Genomic DNA, 21,905 nt, shown 5'->3' on the forward strand with positions numbered 1-21,905 from the left:
ATTGTGATGATTGAGAACGAAACAGTCCGAACCGACAAGACAGATCTGAGCGAGAAAGAGCAGCGCCGCGAGATTCGCTCTCTGACTTTCCGTGGTCTGCTGCTTCAAGGTGCATTCAATTATGAGCGCTTCCAGAACCTCGGCTTCTGGTGGATCTTGCGACCGATGCTCGACCGGCTCTATCCAGATGAGAAATCGCGCTCGGCGGCTTACCGGCGGCACCTCGCATATTTCAACACGCATCCTTGGACGCTGGGTCCGATTACTGGAATCGTCGCCACGATGGAGCACCGGCGCGCGAGCGGCGACGAAGCCGTATCGGACGAGGCAATCACCTCAGTCAAGGTCGGACTCATGGCACCGCTCGCAGGGATCGGCGACTCGTTGGTGTTCGGCACGATTCGCCCGATTTTCTCGGCGGTCTGTGCCGCTCTCGCGGTCAATGGAAACCCGCTCGGTCCGATACTCTTCGTGCTCGGGTTGCTCGCAATTCAAATGGGCATGAGGTTCTGGGGCACGAGCCTTGGATACCGAACAGGAATGCGCTTCCTCGATCGGCTCGGCGGGAGTGAACTCGAAAAGCTCAAGGAAGGCGCAACCGTCGTCGGCTTGGCCGTGACAGGCGCGCTTGTCGCGACCCTGTTGAATGTGACGACTCCATTTGTCTATGAAAATGGGGACGCGTCGATCAGCCTTCAGGATCAGCTCGACACTGTTCTGCCGGCCGTGCTCCCGTTGGCGGCAACGTTGGCTGTTTTCTGGCTTGTTCGCAAGAGAGTCGCCCTCTGGCTCGTGCTGGTCGGTGCCGTCGTCATTGGCGTTGTTACTGGTTATTTCGGAATCCTGGCGTAAGCATGACCGCTCGCGCGTATGTGGGAGGCAGAGTCCTCATTGACCGGGAACTCCGGAACGCGACTGTCGTCGTCGACGGATCTCTGATCAGGGACGTACTGACCGATGACCGGCATGTCGGGAACACTGAAACCATCGACGCGACCGGCCTTATTATTGCCCCGGGATTCATCGACACACATGTTCATGGAGCGCTCGGCAGAAATCTCATGGAGGCATCCTCCGACGCGGTCGATTCTGTCGGACGGTATCTCGTCTCGCAGGGAGTCACATCGTTTGTCGCCGCGACGGCAAGCGTGCCACTGACGAGCATCGAGGTCTCTTTGGCGGGACTCTCGTCATGTTCGAAGAGGTCAGGCGCTGACAACACGGCGGCACTGCTCGGGGTGCATCTAGAAGGCCCCTTTATCAGTGCCGAGCGTCGCGGCGTTCACAGGCGCGAGTATTTGCTCGAGCCTACGGACTCCAACCTGAGCCGTGTCATGGATGCTGCCGATGGTGCTCTGAGGATATGCACCATCGCGCCAGAGCTTACGCGCGGAATTCCCGCGATTGAACGTCTCAGAGCTGACGGTGTGGTGCCCTCAATCGGACACACGGATGCCGACTACGCAGCGACGTCTCGGGCAATCCGTGCCGGTGCTCGGCGAGCGACGCACCTGTGGAACGGCATGCCTCCTGTGCACCATCGCGCACCCGGGCCCGTTGCCGCGCTCCTTGCCGACGATCGTGTCAGGGCCGAAGTCGTGGCAGACGGTATCCATATTTCTCCTGAGATGCTCGCGGCGCACTTCGCTGTCGAGCCAATCGCCGCGCGCATGATGCTTGTAAGTGATGGTTCTGATGTGACCGGACTCGCTGACGGCCCGCAGCAACGCTGGGAAGGCACTCGCGTGACGCTCACGAACGGAGTCGCGCGTAATTCAGCGGGGACAATCGCGGGGAGCACCTCAAGCGTGTTCGATGGCGTGAGAACTCTTGCCGAGGCCGGGGTTCCACTCGCTTATGCGCTTTACTCCGCGAGCACAGTTCCGGCCGAATCACTCGGCTATACGCGGATCGGCCGGCTTAAGGTGGGCGCGAAGGCAGATCTGGTCATGCTTGACGACGCCCTGTCGCTTCGACGCGTCGTGCTCCGAGGGAGTGAGGTCAATTTGTGAACCCATGTCAACGCACTCTCGATAGCTTTATGGAACTCACTAGGAAGGACAACGTATGCGCATCTCATTGATCCGCGTCGACGACCGACTCATTCACGGCCAAGTTGTCATGGGGTGGACCCAGGCACTCGGTATTGAGCAGATTCTCGTGGCCGATGACGAGATCGCGGTCGATGAGACTCAGAAGCAACTGCTTCTCATGGCGGTTCCGGCCGGCGTCACGGCAGACGTGCTGACGATCGCCGACTCGGCGACGATTGTTAATGCATCTGATTCAGCCGTTTCGACAATGGTTCTGGTTCGCGGGCCCGCTGAGCTTGCCGCTCTGCGCAGCGCGGGCATGCCCATGTCGACGGTGAACGTCGGTAACGTGCACACCGCTCCTGAGCGCAAGCGATTGACGAAAGAAGTGCATGCGTCAGACGAAGAGATCGGCATCTGGCGCGACCTTGCAGCAGCGGGTGTGCGCCTCGAGGCACGGTGGCTACCCAGCTCGCCCGTGACGGACTTGGGCCGACTTGTGGGGACCCAGTCTTGAGCGAGATTGCGGAGCAACCGAGCCCTGTCGTGGTGCGAGGCTCGACCCTGCGTACGCAGGTGAGGAACGCAATCGAGGATCTCATTGTGTACGGAACGCTCTCTCCGGGAGAGCACGTCGTTGAAGGCGCTTTGGCTGAGCGGCTTGGCGTGAGCAGGCAGCCAGTGCGTGAATCGCTCCAGATGCTGGCTGGGGCAGGCTTTATCAACCTTGTGCCGGGGCGCGGGGCTTTCGTGCACCGTCCGACTCCCCGAGAAGTTATGGAAGTGTTTCATGTGCGGGCGGTGCTCGAGGCAGATAGTGCAGCGCTTGCTGCACGTTCCATCGAGCCGGTCGTTCTCGATCAGCTTTCGGAGATCGTCGCGAACGGCACCCGCTTGGCCGCTGACCGAGGTTCTACGGAGAGTGCCGACGGTGATTCTCGGACGCTCCTCGAGCTCAACACGACATTTCACGATCTCATTACAGCAGCGGGGGGAAACCGCGTATCGAGACGTATTCTTGATGACCTAGAGCGAAGAATTGCGTGGTTCCTCGCCACGATCATTGCGGGCCGCGCGGCCTCATCTTGGTCCGAGCACGCTTCGATCCTCGAGGCTTTGTGCGCTGGTGACGCGCAAGAGGCCTCCGAACGCACCCGCGCACATATCCTCCGTTCGCTCGAGCTGATCGAATTCGCGATCTGACAAATTTCGACTCTCACGTCAACACTTCTGGACTCTTGTGACCTTCTTCGACTATGCCTTGCTGTGTGTGTCTGCGCTCGTAGCAGGTTCCATTAATGGCGCGATCGGCTCCGGCTCGCTTGTCACTCTCCCTGTGCTGCTGGCAGTGGGCGTTGAGCCTACGGCGGCGATCGCAACGAATACGATCGCAATGGTGCTCTCGGCCTTCGGCGGCACGCTTGCGAATCGCAAGCAGCTTCTCGCGGAGAAGCGTGAAATTGCACCGTTGACCGTGATCGCGATCATTGGAGGAGCTCTTGGCGCCGTCCTCCTTCTCGTGACCTCCCCGGACGCCATTCACTTTGTTGTCCTCGTCCTGCTCACCGTCGCGTTGGTTATGGTTGTGGCTCAGCCGATCATCGCTCGTTGGCTGAGTCGACGTGCGGGAGAGGCGCCGCAGTTTCCCTACCGAGGCATTGCTACCCGCATCGGGGCGTTCTTCACGTCCATTTACGGCGGCTACTTCGCGGCGGCACAAGGCGTACTTCTGCTTGGGATCTTGGGGATTACAACTCGTCGACCGATTCGCGATATCAATGGCGTTAAGAATCTCCTGACTCTTACCGTCAATGTGACGGCTGCGCTAGCCTTCTCCGTCACGGCCGTACTGGGCGGCGTGGACGTCAGGTGGCTTGCCGTTGCTGTTATGGCTGGAGCCGCATTGATTGGCGGGTATCAGGGCGCTTCACTTGCCAAGCGTCTACCAGATCTGCTCTTGCGCGCACTCGTTGTTGTCGTCGCCATTGTCAGCCTTACCCATGCTGCAATGACGTGACGACACCGACTCATATTCCTCTTCCACATTTAAGTTTCACATCCGCTCGAGCACCTAGGTAGAAACACTCACGCTTCTGAGAGCTTCTCGCCCGAGGTGTACACGCCGCGACGTACCCTTTATATGGAGGAGCGCGGCGCCGCAGAATCCTGTCGAGCGAACCTTGTTCGCATGATTGACATTGCTGCCACCGCATCCTAATCTTTTCGGTAAGCAATATTTAGCTTTCACATTGTGAAAGTGGCGAGGTAGGTTCAGGAATGAGTTCACAGGGTGACGCTGTCGTCGCGGCTGCTTCGAATGAGGGCCCGGGGGCGGTGCGCCGGACCCGATCGGTTCCGGCGAAGCTTGCGCGCTCATGGCTGCTCGTTCCCGCCACCAAACCGGAGGTCTTCAGCGACGCCGACCGCAGCGCGGCCGACGGAATCATTCTCGACATCGAAGACGCCGTCGACCCGTCGCGCAAGCCACAAGCGCGCGACGCCGTGGTCGAGTGGCTGAGCTCGGGCGGCGAAGCCTGGGTGCGCGTCAACGACGCCTCATCGGAATTCTGGGGTGAAGACCTCGCCGCCCTGCGCGACGCGCCCGGTCTGCAGGGTGTCATGCTCGCCAAGACCGAGACGCCACGTCAGGTCGAGGACACGTTTCGCAATCTGAGGAACAGCTTTCCCGTGATCGCGCTCGTTGAATCGGCGGTCGGCATCGAATCGGCAACGGATATCGCGCGGGCCGACGGAGCGTTCCGGCTTGCCTTCGGCAGCGGAGACTTCCGTCGCGACACGGGAATGTCAGCTGACAAGGAGGCCATGGCATACCCACGCGCCAAGCTCGTCGTCGCCAGCCGCTGCGGAAACCTGCCCGGGCCGATCGACGGACCGACCGTCGGATCGAGCCACCCTGTGTTGCGCGAGCAGTCCGCCACGACCGTGAGCATGGGGATGACCGGCAAGCTCTGCCTCGATGTGGAGCAGGTTCCCGTGATCAACGAGGTCATCAGTCCGACGCCGACCGATGTGGCCTGGGCGAACGGCTTCCTCGCCGACTTCGAGGCGCGCGGTTGCGTGATCCGCGACGGCAGTGACCTTCCCCGACTGGGGCGTGCTCGGAAGATCGCCGAGCTCGCCGACGCATTCAACGTGTCGGCCCCCGCAACGTAGACCGCGCTCACGCGCATAAAGGAGATGTCAATGACGAAACAGCTCAGCACCGGGGACACCGCTCCCGACTTCACCCTGCCCGGCGTGGATGGCAAGGACGTGTCGCTCAGCGACTTTCGCGGCCGCGACGTCGTCGTCTATTTCTACCCGAAGGCGGAGACACCCGGATGCACGACAGAGGCCTGCGACTTCCGCGACAATCTCGCGTCGCTTCGCGGTGCGGGATACGAAGTCATTGGAATCTCGGCGGACCCCGTCGACGCCATCGCGTCGTTCGCAAAGAACCACGACCTCGTCTTTCCGCTGCTCTCGGATGCCGGAGCGGCGACGGCGAAGGAGTACGGGGCGTGGGGTGAGAAGGTCATCAATGGCACCGCCATGGTCGGAATTCTGCGCTCGACGATCGTCGTCGACAAGGCCGGAGCCGTCTCGCGCGCGGAGTACAACGTGCACGCCGACGGCCACGTTGCGGCGCTGCGGCGCGAGCTGGGAGTCGACGCGTAAACACACCCGGGTCTCGTCTTGACAAGGCCCGGGCTTCCGGCTTGAATTATTGAAAATGAAATAGATATTCCGAACTGTGGAATATCTGGCTAGAGGATCAACGATGCAACTCGAGCAGTTCAACCAGCTTTCCGACGACGACGCACTGGACGTTCTGCGACCCTGCCTGGACATCGAACGGTGGGGCAGGGCGATCAGTGTCGAGCGCCCGTTCGCGAGCCGCGCGCAGCTTATCGCCTTCGCCACGGAGGCGGCATCGCCCTTCACCGAAGCAGAGCTCGAGCGCGCGCTCTCGCATCACCCGAGGATCGGCGAGCGTGCCGAGGGCGAGGGTGCCGAAGCATCCATGTCGCGATCGGAGCAGGCGGGCGTCGACACCTCGGACGCCACCGCACACGCTCTCGCTGAGGGCAACAAAGCATACGAAGCGAGATTCGACCGCGTCTTTCTGATTCGGGCGGCCGGGCGCAGCTCTGAGGAGATTCTTGCTGCGCTCACTGCACGCCTCGGACATACTGCCGAAGAGGAACAGGCGATCGTCGACCACCAGCTGCGCGAGATCGCAGCGCTTCGACTAGAAGGAGTAGTGAGCGCATGAGCGTCTCGCACGTGACCACCCATATTCTGGACACGATGGTCGGCGCGCCGGCCACCGGGGTCTCCGTTGTTCTTGAAGCCCAGAACGGCGAGACCTGGGGCCAGGTAGCCACGGGCTTCACCGATGCTGACGGGCGGGTGAAAGATCTGGGCCCTGAGCGACTCGACTCCGGTACATACCGGCTGCGGTTCGACACGGGCGCCTACTTCGCCGGCATCTCCCAGGACACCTTCTTTCCGGAGGTCTCGTTGACGTTCTCCGTCAACAGTGAGCAGGCGCACTATCACGTGCCGCTTCTGCTCAGTCCGTTCGCCTATTCAACATATCGAGGGAGCTGACATGAGCAACGTCATTCTCGGCAAGAATCAGTACGGCAAGGCAGAAGTGCGGGTGGTGCGCGTCAAGCGGGACACCGACCGGCACGAGATAGCCGATCTCAACGTCACCAGCCAGCTGCGCGGTGACTTCGAGACCGTGCACACGGAGGGCGACAACGCCCACTGCCTGCCGACCGACACGCAGAAGAACACGGTCTTCGCATTCGCGAAGAAGGGTATCTCGTCGCCCGAGGACTTTCTGCTTGGACTGGCCGAGCACTTCACGAGCGGCTGGGACTGGATCACCGGCGGCCGGTGGGAGGCCGAGCAGTACTCGTGGGATCGCATTCTCGTCAACGGCGAAGAGCACGACCACTCGTTCGTGCGCAACGGCAGCGAGACGCGCACGGCCGTCGTCGTCGGTGACGGCGACACGCGCACGGTCATTGGCGGGCTGCACAGTCTCACGGTGCTGAAGTCGACCGGCAGCGAGTTCGTGGGCTACGAGAAAGACAAATACACCACGCTTCCCGAAGCAACTGATCGCATTCTCGCGACCGACGTCGCGGTGCGCTGGCGCTACAACACGACAGACCTCGACTGGAACGCCACGTACGACAGCGTGAAGGCTCTGCTGCTCGAGGGCTTTGCCGAGAAGCACTCGACGGCACTGCAGCAGACGCTGTTCCAGATGGGGGAGAAGGTGCTGAACGCGCACCCCGAGATCGACGAGCTGAAGTTCTCGATGCCCAACAAGCACCACTTCGTCGTCGACCTCGAGCCGTTCGGCCTTGAGAACCCCAACGAGGTGTTCTTCGCGGCCGACCGTCCCTATGGACTCATCGAGGCAACGGTGCAGCGTGAGGGCGCTGCGCTCGATGAGAAGGCCTGGGAGGGCATCGCCGGCTTCTGCTGATCGGGCGACGCCCCGGGGTGAAAACTCCGGGGCGTGGTTCCACACACAGACAACTGCATACCGTTAGTCGCGTTTTGCCGATTGCTCTTCGGCCGAGCGCCGATTCGCGACACCGAATCAACTTTTCAATCACTCAAAACCACACCTCGGTTCGATCGAAACTCCTGGTCGAACGGTACCCAACATCTGGACGAGGAGGTCCACATGTCCCGAGCACAGCGCGTGAAAACGCCCATTGATCCTGAGCGCCCTGAAGACGAGCGGATGCCGGTTGGCAGCGCGTTCGCCTACGGCTTGCAGCACGTTCTCACCATGTACGGCGGCATCATCGCCGTGCCGATCATCATCGGAGGGGCCGCAGGGCTCGGCTCCGGCGAGATCGCCATCTTGCTGGCATCCTGCCTGTTCATCGGAGGCCTGGCGACGCTCTTGCAGACCGTCGGCATTCCCTTCTTCGGATCGAAGCTGCCGCTCGTTCAGGGTGTCTCGTTCGCCGCCGTCGCGACGATGCTCTCGATCCTGAATCAGGGCAGCGGCATTCAGGCCGTCTTCGGAGCGGTGCTCGTGGCGTCGATCATCGGGCTCGTGATCGCTCCGTTCTTCGCCCGGATCGTGCGGCTCTTTCCGCCGATCGTCACGGGAATCATCATCACGACGATCGGTCTGACCCTGATCCCCGTGGCCGCCGGGTGGATCGTCGGCAATAATCCGGATGCTGTCGACTACGCCGACCCGAGCAACATCGCGCTCGCCGGCATCACCCTCGCGATCATCATGCTGCTGAGCAAAGTCGGCAACGCGACGATCTCGCGGTTGTCGATTCTCATTGCGCTCGTGCTCGGCACAGGAGTCGGCGCCCTCATGGGCAAGGTCAACTTCTCGGGTGTCTTCGATGGACCGTACGTCTCTTTTCCGAACCCGTTCCACTTCGGACTCCCGCAGTTCGAGCCCGCCGCCATCTTCTCGATGGTCATTGTGATCCTCGTGATCATGACCGAGACGACAGCCGACCTGATCGCCATCGCCGAGATCACTGGCTCGAAGATGGATTCCAAGCGGATCGCCGCTGGCCTCCGGGCCGACATGCTGTCGAGCGCGGTCTCGCCCGTGTTCAACTCGTTCACGCAGAGCGCGTTCGCCCAGAATGTCGGTCTGGTTGCCGTCACCAAGATCAAGAGCCGCTGGGCCGTCGCAGCCGGCGGCGTCATTATGGTCGTGCTCGGCCTGCTCCCGGTGCTCGGGCGGCTGGTCGCGGCGATCCCGATGCCCGTGCTTGGCGGTGCAGGCATTGTGCTCTTCGGCACGGTGACGGCGAGCGGCATCCGCACGCTCTCGAAGGTGAACTACCGCGACAACATGAACCTCATCATTGTCGCGACGGCCATCACGTTCGGCGTGCTGCCGGTTGTGAACCACGACATCTACTCGAATTTCCCGTCGTGGTTCCAGGTCATCTTCGACTCGGGAATCAGCTCGGCGGCGGTCATGGCCGTTCTGCTCAACCTGCTCTTCAACGAGTTCCGGTTCGGAACGCCCAAGGACCCGTCGGTGTTCGCGGCGGCCCCCACCCGGCAGATTCCGATTCAGGTCATCGAGTGCCTGCAAGAAGGCGACCGGTGTGTCGACGGCAAGATCGTGGATGCTGACGACAACGAAGTCGTGCTCGTCGACTCTGAGGGGAACGAGATCGACGTGCCCGGCTCCGACGCGACGGACTCGTCGGAGCCGCCGAAGAACTCGCCTGCGTCATAGCGAGGCATTCCGACACTGCGTGTGGCGCGCCCAGCTGCTGGGTGCGCCACACGCTCATGGGAATGCGGAATGAGCTCATCTTGCGCTCCGAGATGCCTGGGCTTCTGATTACCGTCCGAAAACTGTGAGCGGTGATGTGTTGTCCACAACGCCCGGAGCTTCAGGTTTTCGTCGTGATCCAAAGTTATGATCAAAGTATGGCGACGCTTCCCGAAATCTACCTTGCGCCGCGCTACTCACAGGCAGAAGCAGCGCGGATCATTGACGTGCCGCCAAACTCACTTCGCAACTGGGCCAGCGGGTATACCTACCCTACTCGTGAGGGTCGGCGAGAGTCGACGAGCCTCATCACTCTTGCGGAGCCGTTCAGGTCTCTCATCGTCCCGTTCGCAGGTCTTGCGGAGGCGTACGTTGTCAAGACACTTCGTGATGCCGGATTATCGATGCAGCGCATTCGTCCAGCGGTACTAGCGTTGAAAAAGGAGATCGGCACTCAAGACGCACTCTTGAGCGGCAGGTTGAAGACCGACGGTGTCGAACTTCTCTATGAGTATCTCGACGACCCAGATGCGTCGCCCGATTCCGAGTCATCATTGGCAGTCGTTCGTAATAAACAGCGAATGTTTCGGGAGGTTGTCCAGGAGCATTTGCAGACGGTCACGTATTCTCCGGAAAACATGATCTCCCGTTTCTACCCGGCGAAGTTCGGGGGAACGGATGTCATCGTGGACCCACGGATCAATGCGGGAAAACCGACATTCGAGTCTGTCGGTGCCCGGGTCTCCGATGTCGTCGGACGAATCGAGGCGGGTGAGCCATTCGACGAAGTGATCGACGATTTCGGACTCGACGAGGTCGTTGCTCGTCGAGTGATTCACGAATATGGCTCCTGAGTTCTTCCTCGACCGTTCGCTCGGGCGCAAAAAACTTGCCACTGCACTTCGCAACGCTGGGTGGCGAGTTGCGACCCTCAGCGAGGTGTATGGTGTGCAGCACGGCCAGCTCGTTGCAGACACAACCTGGATTAGCGAACAGGCGGACGCTGGTCGAGTGCTCCTCACGAGCGATGCGAGAATTCTCTCTGATCCAGGTGAGCGCCAAGCCATTGTGAGCGCAAGTGCGCTTATGTTCACTTTTCCGTCCGCCCGGATGCGCTCCGAGGATCACTTCGCCCGCTTGTCGACGCATCGTGCGCGATTGGCGGACATTGCGATACGCGATGACGTTCCGGCTGCCTACGTGCTCTATGAGCGCACAATCTCTCGCGTTCTTCCCTGACCTCGCGACTGTGGTGCAGGCGCGCACTTCGGCGTCAGCCGCGGCCCACGTAGGGCATGCCCGAGGCCGTGATCGTGAGGGAGTTGACGGTGGCATTCGGCGGGAGCTGGGCCATGAGCACGACTGCTTTGGCAGCATCCTCAACCGAAAACTTCGGCTCGACTAAGCGCGAGCCGTTCGCCTGCAGAGCGCCCTCGGTGATGCCGATGGACTGCGTGAGGTCGGTCGCCGCATTGCCGATGTCGATCTGACCGCACGTGATGCCGAAGGGGCGGCCATCAAGGTCGATGGACTTCGTCAGACCGGTGACCGCGTGCTTCGTCGCCGTGTAGGCGGGGGAGAGCGGGCGCGGGGCGTGCGCCGAGATCGATCCGTTGTTGATGATGCGTCCGCCCTGCGGTGACTGCGCCTTCATAACGCGCACGGCCGCCGCACTGCACAGCATGACGGCGGTGAGGTTGACGGCGAGGGCGCGATTCCACTCATCGAGTGGCAGCTCGTCGACGGCGGCAGCGACGGGGAAGACGCCCGCGTTGTTGAACAGCACGTCGACCCGGCCCCACTCGGTGACGACCCGGTCGAAGACGGCATCGACCTGCTGCGGATCACTGACGTCGGCGGGAACGACGAGAGCATTGGGGTGACGCGTGGCCGTCTCAGCCAGCGCAGCTTCACGCCGGCCGACGAGAGCGACGCGGTAGCCGGCGTCGAGAAGGGCCTGAGCGCTCGCGCGCCCGATGCCCGACCCGGCGCCGGTGACGACCGCGACGCGACTCACGCGAGCGTGAGGTCGGCGGAAATGGCTTCGGCGGCTTCGGTGAGCAGCGGGATCGCACGAGCAGCGAACTCGTCGTCGACACGGCTGTCGGGCCCAGACACGGAGATGGCTGTCGGGGTCGGAGCATCCGGAACCGCCATGGCGTAGCACCGCACGCCGAGCTCCTGCTCGCCATCGTCGATGGAGTATCCGCGATCGCGGATGCGCTCGAGTTCGGCAAGGAGATCGTCGACCGTGCCGATGCTCTTCTCCGTCGGGGTGGGCATGCCTGCGCGCTCGACGATGCCGCGCACGCGCTCTTCGGGCAGCTGCGCGAGCATGGCCTTGCCCACACCGGTGTCGTGCGTGTGTGCACGGCGCCCGACTTCGGTGAACATGCGCATGGAGTGCTTGGACTGCACCTGCGCGATGTAGACGACCATGTCGCCGTCGAGCACGGCCATGTTCGCGCTCTCGCCCAGATCGGAGACAAGCGAAGCGAGCTGCGGGCGTGCGAGGGCGCCGAGCTGTTTGTTCGCTCCTTCGCCGAGGCGGATCAGGCGCGGCCCAAGCGCGTAGCGGCGGTTGGGCAGCTGTCGGGCGTATCCGAGGGAGACCAAGGTGCGCAGCAGCCGGTGAATCGTGGGGAGGGGCAGATCGGTGGATGAGGACAGCTCGCTGAGCGTCACCTCTCCGCCGGCGTCGGTGATGAGTTCGAGAAGTTCGAACACGCGCTCAACAGACTGCACGCCTCCGGACGGTTTCGCTTGCTTGACCGGCACGGGTCACCTCTTTCTGAATGTTTCATTCCATCATGTGAGAAATGGGGGTCTGGCGCAATGGGGCGCACCCTCTCGAGGGCGCTACGCGACAGCATCCGCTCGATTTTGTGAATGTGCCGACTTGTCATTCCATCTAGCAAATATTATTATCCATAATACGAAAAGACTTGAGCGGCCCGAAAGGGTCAGACCTCACTGAGGAGGAAACCCATGGCGAACCCGGGCCCCGGAAATTCGATCACCCTGCGACTGGAAGCGCCCGCGAACTTCACGGCCACGAGCGAACTTGCCGCGGCAGCCGCGCGGACGGGAGCGGTGGTCACCGGGCTCGACGTCGTGGAGTCGCACCATTCGGGAATGGTCGTCGACCTCACGTGCAACACGACGGGGACCGATCACGCCGACGACGTGAAGACCTCGCTCGATGCGCTGGACGGAGTCGTCGTGCGCAAGGTGAGCGACCGGACGTTCTTGATGCACCTGGGCGGCAAGCTCGAGGTGGTGTCGCGCGAGCCGATCCGCAATCGCGACGACCTCTCTCGGGCGTACACGCCGGGCGTGGCTCGCGTGTGCATGGCGATCGCCGAGAACCCCGCTGACGCTCGCGCGCTCACGGTAAAGCGGAACACCATCGCCGTCGTGACGGATGGCTCGGCCGTGCTCGGTCTGGGCAACATCGGGCCCGCCGCGGCACTGCCCGTGATGGAGGGCAAGGCGGCACTGTTCAAGCAGTTCGCCGACGTCGACGCGTGGCCCGTGTGCCTCGACACGCAGGACACCGAGGAGATCATCTCAATCGTGAAGGCGATCGCGCCGGTGTACGGGGGTGTGAACCTCGAGGACATCGCCGCGCCGCGCTGCTTCGAGATCGAGGCGCGGCTGCGCGACGAGCTCGACATTCCGGTGTTCCACGACGACCAGCACGGCACGGCGATCGTGACGCTCGCGGCTCTGACCAACGCGCTGCGCGTCGTCGACAAGAAGATCGAGGACGTGCGCATTGTGGTCTCGGGTGTCGGTGCCGCGGGAAACGCGATCGTTCAGCTGCTGCAGGCGCAGGGCGCGCGCAACATCATCGCGTGCGGGAGCACGGGCGCCATTCACACGGGCGAGACGTATGCGGACCCGCATCGGCAGGAGCTCGCCAAGACCACGAACCCGGACGGGTTCTCGGGAAGCCTCGCCGAAGCGGTCGTCGGAAGCGACGTGTTCATCGGCGTGAGCGCTCCGGACATTCTCACCGGAGACGACATCGCGGCAATGGCCGACAACGCCATTGTGTTCGCCATGGCAAACCCCGTGCCCGAGGTCGACCCGGTCGTCGCGTCACGCACGGCCGCCGTCGTCGCGACAGGGCGCAGCGACTTTCCGAACCAGATCAACAACGTGCTCGCCTTTCCCGGCGTGTTCCGCGGGCTGCTCGACGCGGGCGTGTCGGACATCGCCGCGCCTATGCTGGTCGCAGCTGCGCAGGCGATCGCCGACCGGGTGGAGCCGGACGAGCTGAACGCGAGCTACATCATTCCGAGCGTCTTCGATCCGCTGGTGTCGGTCGAGGTCGCCGAGGCCATCGTCAAAGCAGCAGAATCGCACAAGGAGTAGAGAAACAGTGTCACTGACAGCGAAGAACAGCGAAACTGCGCCCCGCGGCGACGAGATTCTCACAGAGGAAGCCCTCGCGTTCGTCCAGAAGCTTCATGCGGAGTTCGCCGCACGTCGTGACGAACTGGTCGGCGCTCGCCGCACGCGCCGGGAGGAGGTCGCGCGAACCGGCAAGCTCGATTTTCTGCCCGAGACGGCCGACGTGCGCGCCGGTGACTGGACGGTCGCCGAGGCACCCGAGGCGCTGCGCGACCGACGCGTCGAGATCACAGGGCCGGCATCGCCCGCGAAAATGGCGATCAATGCGCTCAACTCCGGCGCGAAGGTGTGGCTCGCCGACCTCGAAGATGCGAGCACGCCGCACTGGTTCAACGTGGTCGATTCGCAGCTGAACCTCAAGGATGCGGCGCGCGGAGTTCTCGCGTACACCTCGCCCGAGGGCAAGCAGTACGCCCTGCGCGATGACGGGCAGCTCGCGGTCGTTGTCGTTCGTCCCCGCGGATGGCACATGGACGACGACAACTTCGACGTCGACGGCTCGGACGCGGTTGGCGCGCTGGTGGACTTCGGCCTGCACTTCTTTCACAATGCAGCGCACCTGACAGCATCCGGCCAGGGGCCCTTCTACTACTTGCCGAAGATGGAGAGCCACCTCGAAGCGCGCCTGTGGAACGACGTCTTCATGTTCGCCGAGGCCGAGCTGGGGATTCCGCACGGCACTGTGCGCGCGACCGTGCTGATCGAGACGATTCCCGCGGCCTTCGAGATGGACGAGATTCTCTACGAGCTGCGCGACCACGCGTCGGGGCTCAACGCCGGGCGCTGGGACTACCTGTTCAGCATCATCAAGTACTTCCGCGACGCCGGCAGCGACTTCGTGATTCCGGACCGCGCGAGCGTGGCGATGACCGCGCCGTTCATGCGCGCCTACACGGAACTGCTCGTGCAGACGTGCCACAAGCGCGGCGCGTTCGCCATGGGCGGCATGGCGGCGTTCATTCCTAACCGCCGCGACCCCGAGGTGACTGAGGCCGCGATCGCGAAGGTGCGCGACGACAAGTCCCGCGAGGCGAACGACGGATTCGACGGATCGTGGGTGGCGCATCCCGACCTCGTGTCGATCTGCCGCGAGGAGTTCGATGCTGTGCTGGGCGACAAGCCGAACCAGCTCGACCGCACGCGCCCCGAGGTGAACGTCACCGCCGCCGACCTGCTCGACGTGTCATCGACGCCCGGCGAGGTGACCGAGGAGGGGCTGCGCCTCAACCTCTACGTCGCCGTCGCCTACACCGCCGTGTGGTTGTCGGGAAACGGCGCGGTCGCCATTCACAACCTCATGGAGGATGCTGCGACCGCCGAGATCTCGCGCTCGCAGGTGTGGCAGCAGCTGCACAACAAGGTGCGGTACGCCGACACGGGCAATGAGGCGACGCCTGAGCTCGTGACGACGCTACTCGCCGAAGAGACCGACCGCCTCAAGTGCGAGGTCGATGCCGAAGCGTTTGCGCGCTACTACGAGCCGGCGAGCAGACTCATTCGTGACATCTGCCTCTCGAGCGACTACGAGGACTTCCTCACGACCCCCGCCTACAAGCTGGTGCGCTGATGGCAGCATCCCTCACCTCTGGCGACGTCGCGCGGGTCGACGCCCACCTGGCGGCGACCGACCGGCTGCTCGAGACCGCCTATCCCGGCGACGACGGCAGCCGGCAGCCGATTCACACCGTGTACGTTCCCGGCCACCGCTACGAGCCCGCGCTCGCCGCGCGATGGGGAGCGGATGCTGCCGCCGCCGTCGCCGAGGCGGGCGGCACGATCGAGCTGTGCGCCAAACTGGGCTTGCGCGACGAGCTCATCGCGCAGGTGGCACCGCTCGTCGACGCCAAGCTCGCGAGCGAGCCGATTGAAGATCTGCGCATCGACTTCGAAGACGGGTACGGCGACCAGGGCGATGTCGCTGAAGATGCCGCGGCCGAAGCCGCGGCCGAGAACGTCGCGGCCGCGTACCGTGCCGATCGAGGCACGCCGTTCATCGGCATCCGCTTCAAATGTTTTGAAGAGGCGACGCGGCACCGGGGCCTTGCCACGCTCGATCGCTTCGTCACGACGCTCGCCCAGGCTGGGCCGCTGCCCGACGGGCTGATCCTGACGCTTCCGAAGGTGACAACGGTCGACCAGGTCACCGCCATGGTCGACGTGTGCGAGAAGCTCGAGGGCGCGCTGGGCCTCGACGCGGGAGGTCTGCGCTTCGAGGTGCAGATGGAGACGCCGCAGCTGATCCTCGCCGCCGACGGCACCGTGCCGATCGCGCAGCTGCTGCACAGGGCTGACGGCCGCATTACGTCGCTGCACTACGGAACGTATGACTACAGCGCCGCGCTGCAGATCGCTGCCGAGTACCAGTCGATGGAGCACCCCGCCGCCGACTACGCCAAGCAGGTCATGCAGGTCGCAGTCGCTGAGACGGGCGTGCGCCTGAGCGACGGCTCGACGAACGTCATTCCCGTGGGGGATCCCGACGACGTGCTTGCCGCGTGGCGCCTGCACGCGCGGCTCGTGCGCCGGTCGCTCGAGCGCGGCTTCTACCAGGGGTGGGACCTCCATGCCGCGCAGCTGCCCACGCGGTTCATCGCGAGTTACGCGTTCTACCGCCAGGGTCTGCCTGCGGCCACCCGCCGCCTCGACAACTACCTGCACCACGCAGACGCGGGCATCATGGACGAGCCCGCCACAGCCCGTGCCCTCGCGCGCTTCGTGCTGCGCGGTGTTCAGTGCGGCGCCGTGACCGAGTCAGAGATTCAGGATGCTGTCGGCATCACGACGCGCGAGCTCACGCACCTCGCGCACCCCAAATTGAGCCGTGAGGAGAACACATGAGCGAACGAACCTACTACGCCCCCGAGGGCGGCCTGCCGCCGCAGACCGACCTGCTCACCGACCGCGCCATCGTCACCGAGGCATACACCGTCATTCCGCGAGGCGTGCTGCGCGACATCGTCACGAGCAACCTGCCCGACTGGCAGAACACCCGCGCGTGGGTGCTCGCGAAGCCCATCGCCGGATTCTCGACGACCTTCGCCCAGCTCATCGTCGAGGTCGGCGCGGGCGGAGGCAGCGATAGTCCGGAGCCCGAGGCCGGCGTCGAGAGCGTCGTCTTCGTGCTGCGCGGCTCGCTCGTGGCGACGATCGACGGCACCGAGCACGTGATGGATGCTGGCGGGTACGCCTATCTTCCCGCAGGAGCGTCGTGGAGCTTGCACAATCGCTCGGACGACGTGGCGTCGTTCCAGTGGGTGCGCAAGGAGTACGAGCCGCTCGACGGCGTGGCTGTTCCGGCTGCGTTCGTCACGAGCGACGATGCTGTTGAGCCCACGCCGATGCCCGACACCGACGGCGCGTGGGCGACGACGCGTTTTGTCGACCCGAGCAACATGGCGCACGACATGCACGTCAATATCGTGACCTTCGAGCCGGGCGGGTCGATTCCGTTCGCCGAGACGCACATCATGGAGCACGGCCTCTATGTGCTCGAGGGCAAAGCGGTGTACCGGCTCAACGGCGACTGGGTCGAGGTTCAGGAGGGCGACTTCATGTGGCTGCGTGCCTTCTGCCCGCAGGCCTGCTACGCCGGCGGCCCGTCGAAGTTCCGGTACCTGCTGTACAAAGACGTCAACCGTCATGTGTCGCTGACGGGCAGCATCCTCGGTCGCTGAGCGCACCGACCGGAGAACCGCGTCATTCACGAGCCGCCCGGCAAACAATCAGGGACCAACTTTCACTAGGACGGGCATGGATTGCATAGAGAAAGTTGGTTCGCAATTTTGATTGCGGATTATTGAGGGACGGGTGCGACACCGAATGGCGCGGCATCGCGCTACGCGGGCAGCTCTGGCCGCGTGGGCGCGTGCAGAGGGCGCTTTTGCTGCGCCAGGATCGCTTCGCCCACCGTGGATGCCGCGAGGTTGGGGTAGGCGAACACGTGCGTGCTGGTCAACTGCACGGTGTACCACCCAAGTCGCGCGAGTTCGGCCAGGGCACTGACATCCCTCGAATACTGTGCAGCCTCGCGATGATAAGCGCTCTGGTACTCGATGGCGATTCGCCACTGCGGGTAGGCGAGGTCGACACATTTGACCCAGCGACCGATCTCGTCGACGATGTTGTAGTTCAGCACGGGTTCGGGCAATCCGCCATCAACCAGAAGCAGCCGGAGGTGCGGCTCTGGTCGCGACCACGAGTTCGTCCGTAAAAGTGGTAGTGCCTGGCGGAGGAGCGCGGCGCGTGGGTGGCGCCGTGAGATCGCGTCGGCGAGGGCATCGACGGTTGTCAGCGGTGGCGTCGGCGTCGAATGATCGTACGGTCCCGCCGATTCCTTCACTCGCACGACGGCGTCGCCTGCTGCCACGAGATCATAGAGGCTGAGGCGAGTCGCAAGTTGTACCCACGTCGAAGCCGGGTCGGTGATTCGAAGCCCGCGGTGCTCGACGACCTGAACCAATTCGGGCTTCACTCGATGCGGCCGCACACCGCGTCGTCGGACGGTTCGATGCGGATCGGCGACGCTGACGTCGAGCACGTCGTACTCTCGAAGCGGAAGTGGCAGTCCCCACGCAGCGGCCGCCGGAGCATGGCTGAAGAATGCGTAGCTCGGCAGCGCCGGCGCCAGGTCGTGCATGCGAGCGATGAGGGCTTGTGAGCGCGTCCCCTCGAGCGGTTCGGTGGATGCTGTTCGTCGACGCACTCCCCAGAACGGCGCCTCGAGGTCGTCAGCATCCAATCGCCATCGCGGCACTCCCGCTTCAAGCGCTTCTGCAACGGTGAAAACCTCGCCGAGTGACGCTGGGAGCGGAGAGATCGGGCGGCCCATGCCTCCACTCTGCCGAAAGTGCCCGGCCCAGGTTCACGTTATCCACAGAGCTGCATTCACGTCGCTACGAGCGACGGCTCAAAAATGTCCTGGCTGGTCAGCTGATCGCGCGACAGGCCCTGCTCATAGTGATAGCGCAGGAAGGTGTCCACGGCGTGACGGTTCTTCTCTACTCCATAGGGCCACCAGTCCTCCGGCAGCATCCTCTGGTTCTGCGCAAACAGTGTGCTGAACCACGGGGTGATCACGCCCATGTGCTGCTTTGACGCTTGGCTCACGTAGTACCGCTGGCTCTGCTCTTTCGCCGCCAGAAACGCGTCATACACTGCCCGCGCGACACCAGGGTTCTCGGCATGGAAGTCCTTGCGGATCGCGACGACGTGCATCATCGGGAAGATGCCGGTCCTGGCATAGAACTCTCGCTCGACCGACTCGTAGTCCGGGAAGAGTCGGCGGATCCTCCCCGTACCCTTCAGAACGGACTGCGGGACGTCCACCGACAGGAGTGCGTCGATCTCGCCCGCCTCGAGCATGACAGCGAGGGTTTCATTGTCACCGGCATGACGGACACTCACCCCCTCCGGAATCGGCTGGGGCAGCCAGTCGAACGACGGGATCGGAGCGTCAGTGCCGCCGATGACCCAGTTCATCTGATCGGGTGTCACGCCGTAGTCATCGGCGAGAATGCCTTTTACCCAGACTCCCGGATCGCTGCCCCAGAGAGCGAACTCGCCGACCGTCTTGCCGACCAGATCCTCGGGTCGTTCAATTCCACTGTCGGCGTTGACGAAGACCGCGGAATGCCGGAAGTTGCGAGCCGGGAAGATGGGAAGCGCCAGGAACGGCGACTCTTCGGTGTCCCACATCCGCAGGAAATACGTCAATCCCAATTCGGCGACGTCGTACTGCCCGTGGATCATTGCCTGGAAGACATCCGAGACGAGGGGTTTGGGGCTCGCAACGACATCAACTCCCTCGATCGGCGCCGTTCCGTCGAAAACCGTCGACGCGTGCTCGTAGTAGTCAGCACCTCCGAGTCGCATGGTCACATCAGCCACGATCAACCTCCATTCGTCCCGTCACTATTTCCGTGAATGATCTTTCATTTTCATCGTAGAAAGCAGTCTTGTGTAACGTCAAGGCGAATGATTATTCATTTTCAACTGCCGGAAAGAGGGATGCCATGCCCCGGATCACCAGCGAGCAGAGGTCCTCAAACCGCGACCAGATCATCGCGGCGGCCCGTCGCTGCTTCGCCCGTCAGGGCTTCCACAGCACATCGATGCCAGACATTGCAGCCGAAGCGGGCCTTTCCACGGGAGCCCCGTACCGCTACTTCACCGGCAAACAGGAGCTGATCGTCGAGGTCGCGACGCGGGCATTCGCGGCCGCCTTCGACCCGGTTCTGCGCATCATCGAAGAGTCCGAGGCCATCACGATCGGCGATCTGATGACCGCAGCCGTTCAATCTCACCCGCCGAGGGGGTCCGCCGACTCGACGGACGATCGCGTAGCCAGTGAAGAGTTGCTGCGCTGCGGCATCGCAGCCTGGGCAGAGTTGCTCCACAACACCGACCTGCACGAACACGCGGTGACCGGCTTCAACCGAATCACCGGCGACATCGCCCGGGCGATACACGGTACGCAGTACGCCGATGGGGAGGCGAACGCCCGCGTCATCGTCGCCCTGCTTCACGGGTTCATGATCCAGAGAGTCGCCTTCGGACTCACCGACCTCGAGTCGCTCGACCCCAACATCCGCGCGGCGATGACCCGAATCGGGATCATCAGCGACAAGACGTTATAGCGTGCCGAGAACCACTGCAAGATCTACCGGGCGACTGCGTGATTCTCGGGCAGTCTCGATTCCGCCGACGGCATCGGGCAGCACATGAGCTGGGTACGGTGGGAGGGACCACTGACGAGGCTGACGGAGGCGCACGACATGAACGATGCTCTCAAGCAACGGATCGCCGATCGCATCGAGCAGGTAGACGCCGAGCTCGTCGAGCTGTCGAACGGTCTCCACGCGAATCCGGAGGTCGCCTGGCACGAGCATCGCTCTGCAGCATCCGTCGCCGCCGTGCTCGCCCAACACGGGTTCGCCATTGAGCAGCCATACCTCGGGCTCGACACCGCGTTTCGCGCAACGCTCGGCACTGGCGCGTTCACCGTTGGGTTCCTCGCAGAATACGACGCTCTGCCCGGGCTTGGCCACGCGTGCGGCCACAACCTCATCGCCGCGATGAGCGTCGGCGGCGCAATCGGCCTCGCCGCCGTCGCCGAGCAAGCCGGCGTCGCGGTTGAGGTCATCGGCACTCCCGCAGAAGAAGGCGGAGGCGGGAAAGTCGAACTCATCGAGCGCGGCGCCTTCGCCGCCCTCGACTTCGCCCTCATGGCGCACCCCGCACCTGACGACGTCGCCGAAGCACGCCCCTTCGCCGTTGCTCACTGGCACGTCGCTTACGACGGACGCGCTGCACATGCCGCTGCCTATCCGGACCGCGGCGTCAACGCGAACGACGCCTTCGTCATCGCTCAGACGGCCATCGGGATGCTGCGACAGCAGCTCCCCGCAGGAGTACGCGTTCACGGCATCCAGACCCGCGGGGGAGAAGCGCCGAACGCGATCCCGGAACGCACAGAAGGGCGCTGGTACGTGCGGGCCGAGACGACAGAGCTGCTCATCGAGACAGAAGAGCGCGTGCGCCGGTGCTTCGAAGCCGGTGCGCTCGCGACCGGCGCCGAACTCACGATCACACCCGAGAGCGGGCGGTACTCAGAAATGCGCCCTGACAACGAGGCGCTCGCCCTCTACACGGCGAACGCAGAGACGCTCGGTCGGCGCTTCGATGTTGCGCCCGAAGAAGCGAGCATGAACCGAGCGTCGACAGACATGGGCAATGTCTCGCAGATCGTCAACGCGATTCACCCGTTCATTGGCGTCGGCGGCGAGTTCAGCAATCATCAGCCCGGCTTTGCCGAGGCGTGTGTCGGGCCGCAGGCAGAGCAGACTCTGCGCGACGGAGCTGTTGCACTCGCGTGGACCGCCCTCGATGTCGCTGACAGGCGGCGCTGATTCGAGTGCTCGCCGCCACGAGGGCGAGCGCTTGCGCGCCGTGCGACGGGCGAGGGGTGAACTGCGGGGGTTAAATTCTGAGGAACTGTCGAAAACTCTCGACGAACGCCACACCGTGGACTAGCATTCGAGAACATTGTGAACGTGTTGATCGCTTGAGTGAGTTCAAAAACCCGAATCGTCGTCTCGACGCTGCAGCATCCCCTCCCTGAACCCACCCCGAGTGTGGCGTTCGCACGAGACGAC

Annotated in this window: 23 protein-coding genes; 19 read left to right on the forward strand and 4 right to left on the reverse strand. The window is 63.4% G+C overall.

What is annotated here, in order from left to right; genetic code table 11:
• The first annotated feature begins 6 nt into the window (after positions 1-6).
• The 13 genes from ATJ78_RS08070 to ATJ78_RS16290 all read left to right on the forward strand — a co-directional run bounded on the left by ATJ78_RS08070 (position 7) and on the right by ATJ78_RS16290 (position 10,572).
• Positions 7-852 carry a PTS system mannose/fructose/sorbose family transporter subunit IID gene (locus ATJ78_RS08070; protein WP_098407123.1) on the forward strand — a complete coding sequence of 282 codons (846 nt, stop codon included), beginning with the start codon at positions 7-9 and terminating at the stop codon, positions 850-852.
• A 2-nt stretch (positions 853-854) separates the two neighbouring features.
• On the forward strand, positions 855-2,012 hold the full coding sequence (gene nagA / locus ATJ78_RS08075) for an N-acetylglucosamine-6-phosphate deacetylase (protein WP_098407124.1): 1,158 nt from the start codon (positions 855-857) through the stop codon (positions 2,010-2,012).
• A 55-nt stretch (positions 2,013-2,067) separates the two neighbouring features.
• Positions 2,068-2,550 (forward strand): PTS sugar transporter subunit IIB, encoded by a 483-nt coding sequence (locus ATJ78_RS08080; RefSeq protein WP_098407125.1) that lies wholly within the window; start codon positions 2,068-2,070, stop codon positions 2,548-2,550.
• Positions 2,547-3,236 (forward strand): GntR family transcriptional regulator, encoded by a 690-nt coding sequence (locus ATJ78_RS08085; RefSeq protein ID WP_143741393.1) that lies wholly within the window; start codon positions 2,547-2,549, stop codon positions 3,234-3,236. Before ATJ78_RS08080 ends, ATJ78_RS08085 begins: the two co-directional genes overlap by 4 nt.
• 37 nt (positions 3,237-3,273) lie before the next feature.
• Positions 3,274-4,050 (forward strand): sulfite exporter TauE/SafE family protein, encoded by a 777-nt coding sequence (locus tag ATJ78_RS08090; protein ID WP_098407126.1) that lies wholly within the window; start codon positions 3,274-3,276, stop codon positions 4,048-4,050.
• A gap of 260 nt (positions 4,051-4,310) precedes the next feature.
• A complete protein-coding gene (locus ATJ78_RS08095) occupies positions 4,311-5,207 on the forward strand; it encodes an HpcH/HpaI aldolase/citrate lyase family protein (RefSeq protein WP_098407127.1) in 897 nt (298 codons plus the stop codon).
• Positions 5,208-5,237: 30 nt separating this feature from the next.
• Positions 5,238-5,711, forward strand: coding sequence for a peroxiredoxin (locus ATJ78_RS08100; protein ID WP_098407128.1), 474 nt, complete (start codon positions 5,238-5,240; stop codon positions 5,709-5,711).
• Positions 5,712-5,814: 103 nt separating this feature from the next.
• Entirely contained in the window at positions 5,815-6,309 is a 495-nt protein-coding gene (gene uraD / locus ATJ78_RS08105; protein ID WP_098407129.1) for a 2-oxo-4-hydroxy-4-carboxy-5-ureidoimidazoline decarboxylase, read from the forward strand.
• Positions 6,306-6,647, forward strand: a complete 342-nt coding sequence (gene uraH / locus ATJ78_RS08110) for a hydroxyisourate hydrolase (RefSeq protein ID WP_098407130.1) — start codon at positions 6,306-6,308, stop codon at positions 6,645-6,647. The genes uraD and uraH overlap by 4 nt, the downstream gene beginning before the upstream one ends.
• A gap of 1 nt (position 6,648) precedes the next feature.
• Positions 6,649-7,542, forward strand: a complete 894-nt coding sequence (gene pucL, locus ATJ78_RS08115; RefSeq protein ID WP_098407131.1) for a factor-independent urate hydroxylase — start codon at positions 6,649-6,651, stop codon at positions 7,540-7,542.
• Between the two features lie 204 nt (positions 7,543-7,746).
• On the forward strand, positions 7,747-9,294 hold the full coding sequence (locus tag ATJ78_RS08120) for a nucleobase:cation symporter-2 family protein (RefSeq protein WP_098407132.1): 1,548 nt from the start codon (positions 7,747-7,749) through the stop codon (positions 9,292-9,294).
• 197 nt (positions 9,295-9,491) lie between these two features.
• The gene (locus ATJ78_RS08125) at positions 9,492-10,187 is read left to right on the forward strand and encodes a DUF433 domain-containing protein (RefSeq protein ID WP_169923426.1); all 696 of its coding nucleotides are present in this window, start codon (positions 9,492-9,494) and stop codon (positions 10,185-10,187) included.
• On the forward strand, positions 10,177-10,572 hold the full coding sequence (locus ATJ78_RS16290; protein WP_098407134.1) for a PIN-like domain-containing protein: 396 nt from the start codon (positions 10,177-10,179) through the stop codon (positions 10,570-10,572). The genes ATJ78_RS08125 and ATJ78_RS16290 overlap by 11 nt, the downstream gene beginning before the upstream one ends.
• A 34-nt stretch (positions 10,573-10,606) precedes the next feature.
• On the opposite strand, the gene ATJ78_RS08135 is transcribed toward ATJ78_RS16290, so the two are convergent.
• Positions 10,607-11,350, reverse strand: coding sequence for an SDR family oxidoreductase (locus tag ATJ78_RS08135; protein WP_098407135.1), 744 nt, complete (start codon positions 11,348-11,350; stop codon positions 10,607-10,609).
• Entirely contained in the window at positions 11,347-12,111 is a 765-nt protein-coding gene (locus ATJ78_RS08140) for an IclR family transcriptional regulator (RefSeq protein ID WP_098407136.1), read from the reverse strand. Before ATJ78_RS08140 ends, ATJ78_RS08135 begins: the two co-directional genes overlap by 4 nt.
• Before the next feature lie 210 nt (positions 12,112-12,321).
• On the opposite strand from ATJ78_RS08140, the gene ATJ78_RS08145 reads away from it, so the two are divergent.
• The 4 genes from ATJ78_RS08145 to ATJ78_RS08160 are packed head-to-tail and all read left to right on the forward strand — an operon-like array spanning position 12,322 to position 17,426.
• The gene (locus ATJ78_RS08145; RefSeq protein ID WP_098407137.1) at positions 12,322-13,713 is read left to right on the forward strand and encodes an NAD(P)-dependent malic enzyme; all 1,392 of its coding nucleotides are present in this window, start codon (positions 12,322-12,324) and stop codon (positions 13,711-13,713) included.
• 7 nt (positions 13,714-13,720) lie between these two features.
• Complete coding sequence (gene aceB, locus ATJ78_RS08150) at positions 13,721-15,319, forward strand: malate synthase A (RefSeq protein ID WP_098407138.1); 1,599 nt, start codon at positions 13,721-13,723, stop codon at positions 15,317-15,319.
• Entirely contained in the window at positions 15,319-16,590 is a 1,272-nt protein-coding gene (locus ATJ78_RS08155) for a DUF6986 family protein (protein WP_098407139.1), read from the forward strand. The genes aceB and ATJ78_RS08155 overlap by 1 nt, the downstream gene beginning before the upstream one ends.
• Positions 16,587-17,426: a bifunctional allantoicase/(S)-ureidoglycine aminohydrolase gene (locus ATJ78_RS08160; protein ID WP_098407140.1), complete on the forward strand. Its 840-nt coding sequence runs from the start codon at positions 16,587-16,589 to the stop codon at positions 17,424-17,426. The genes ATJ78_RS08155 and ATJ78_RS08160 overlap by 4 nt, the downstream gene beginning before the upstream one ends.
• A gap of 161 nt (positions 17,427-17,587) precedes the next feature.
• Here ATJ78_RS08160 and ATJ78_RS08165 read toward each other — a convergent pair whose 3' ends face one another.
• Together ATJ78_RS08165 and ATJ78_RS08170 are read right to left on the reverse strand one after the other, a co-directional pair.
• Positions 17,588-18,580: a hypothetical protein gene (locus ATJ78_RS08165; RefSeq protein WP_098407141.1), complete on the reverse strand. Its 993-nt coding sequence runs from the start codon at positions 18,578-18,580 to the stop codon at positions 17,588-17,590.
• Between the two features lie 56 nt (positions 18,581-18,636).
• The gene (locus ATJ78_RS08170) at positions 18,637-19,638 is read right to left on the reverse strand and encodes an ABC transporter substrate-binding protein (protein ID WP_098407142.1); all 1,002 of its coding nucleotides are present in this window, start codon (positions 19,636-19,638) and stop codon (positions 18,637-18,639) included.
• A 125-nt stretch (positions 19,639-19,763) separates the two neighbouring features.
• Between ATJ78_RS08170 and ATJ78_RS08175 the strand changes: the two genes are divergently transcribed.
• Both ATJ78_RS08175 and ATJ78_RS08180 read left to right on the forward strand, forming a co-directional pair.
• Complete coding sequence (locus ATJ78_RS08175) at positions 19,764-20,387, forward strand: TetR/AcrR family transcriptional regulator (RefSeq protein WP_098407143.1); 624 nt, start codon at positions 19,764-19,766, stop codon at positions 20,385-20,387.
• Positions 20,388-20,525: 138 nt separating this feature from the next.
• Positions 20,526-21,659 (forward strand): M20 family metallopeptidase, encoded by a 1,134-nt coding sequence (locus ATJ78_RS08180; protein WP_098407144.1) that lies wholly within the window; start codon positions 20,526-20,528, stop codon positions 21,657-21,659.
• The last annotated feature ends 246 nt before the right edge of the window (positions 21,660-21,905 follow it).

Source organism: Paramicrobacterium agarici (assembly GCF_002563955.1).
Classification (GTDB): domain Bacteria; phylum Actinomycetota; class Actinomycetes; order Actinomycetales; family Microbacteriaceae; genus Paramicrobacterium; species Paramicrobacterium agarici.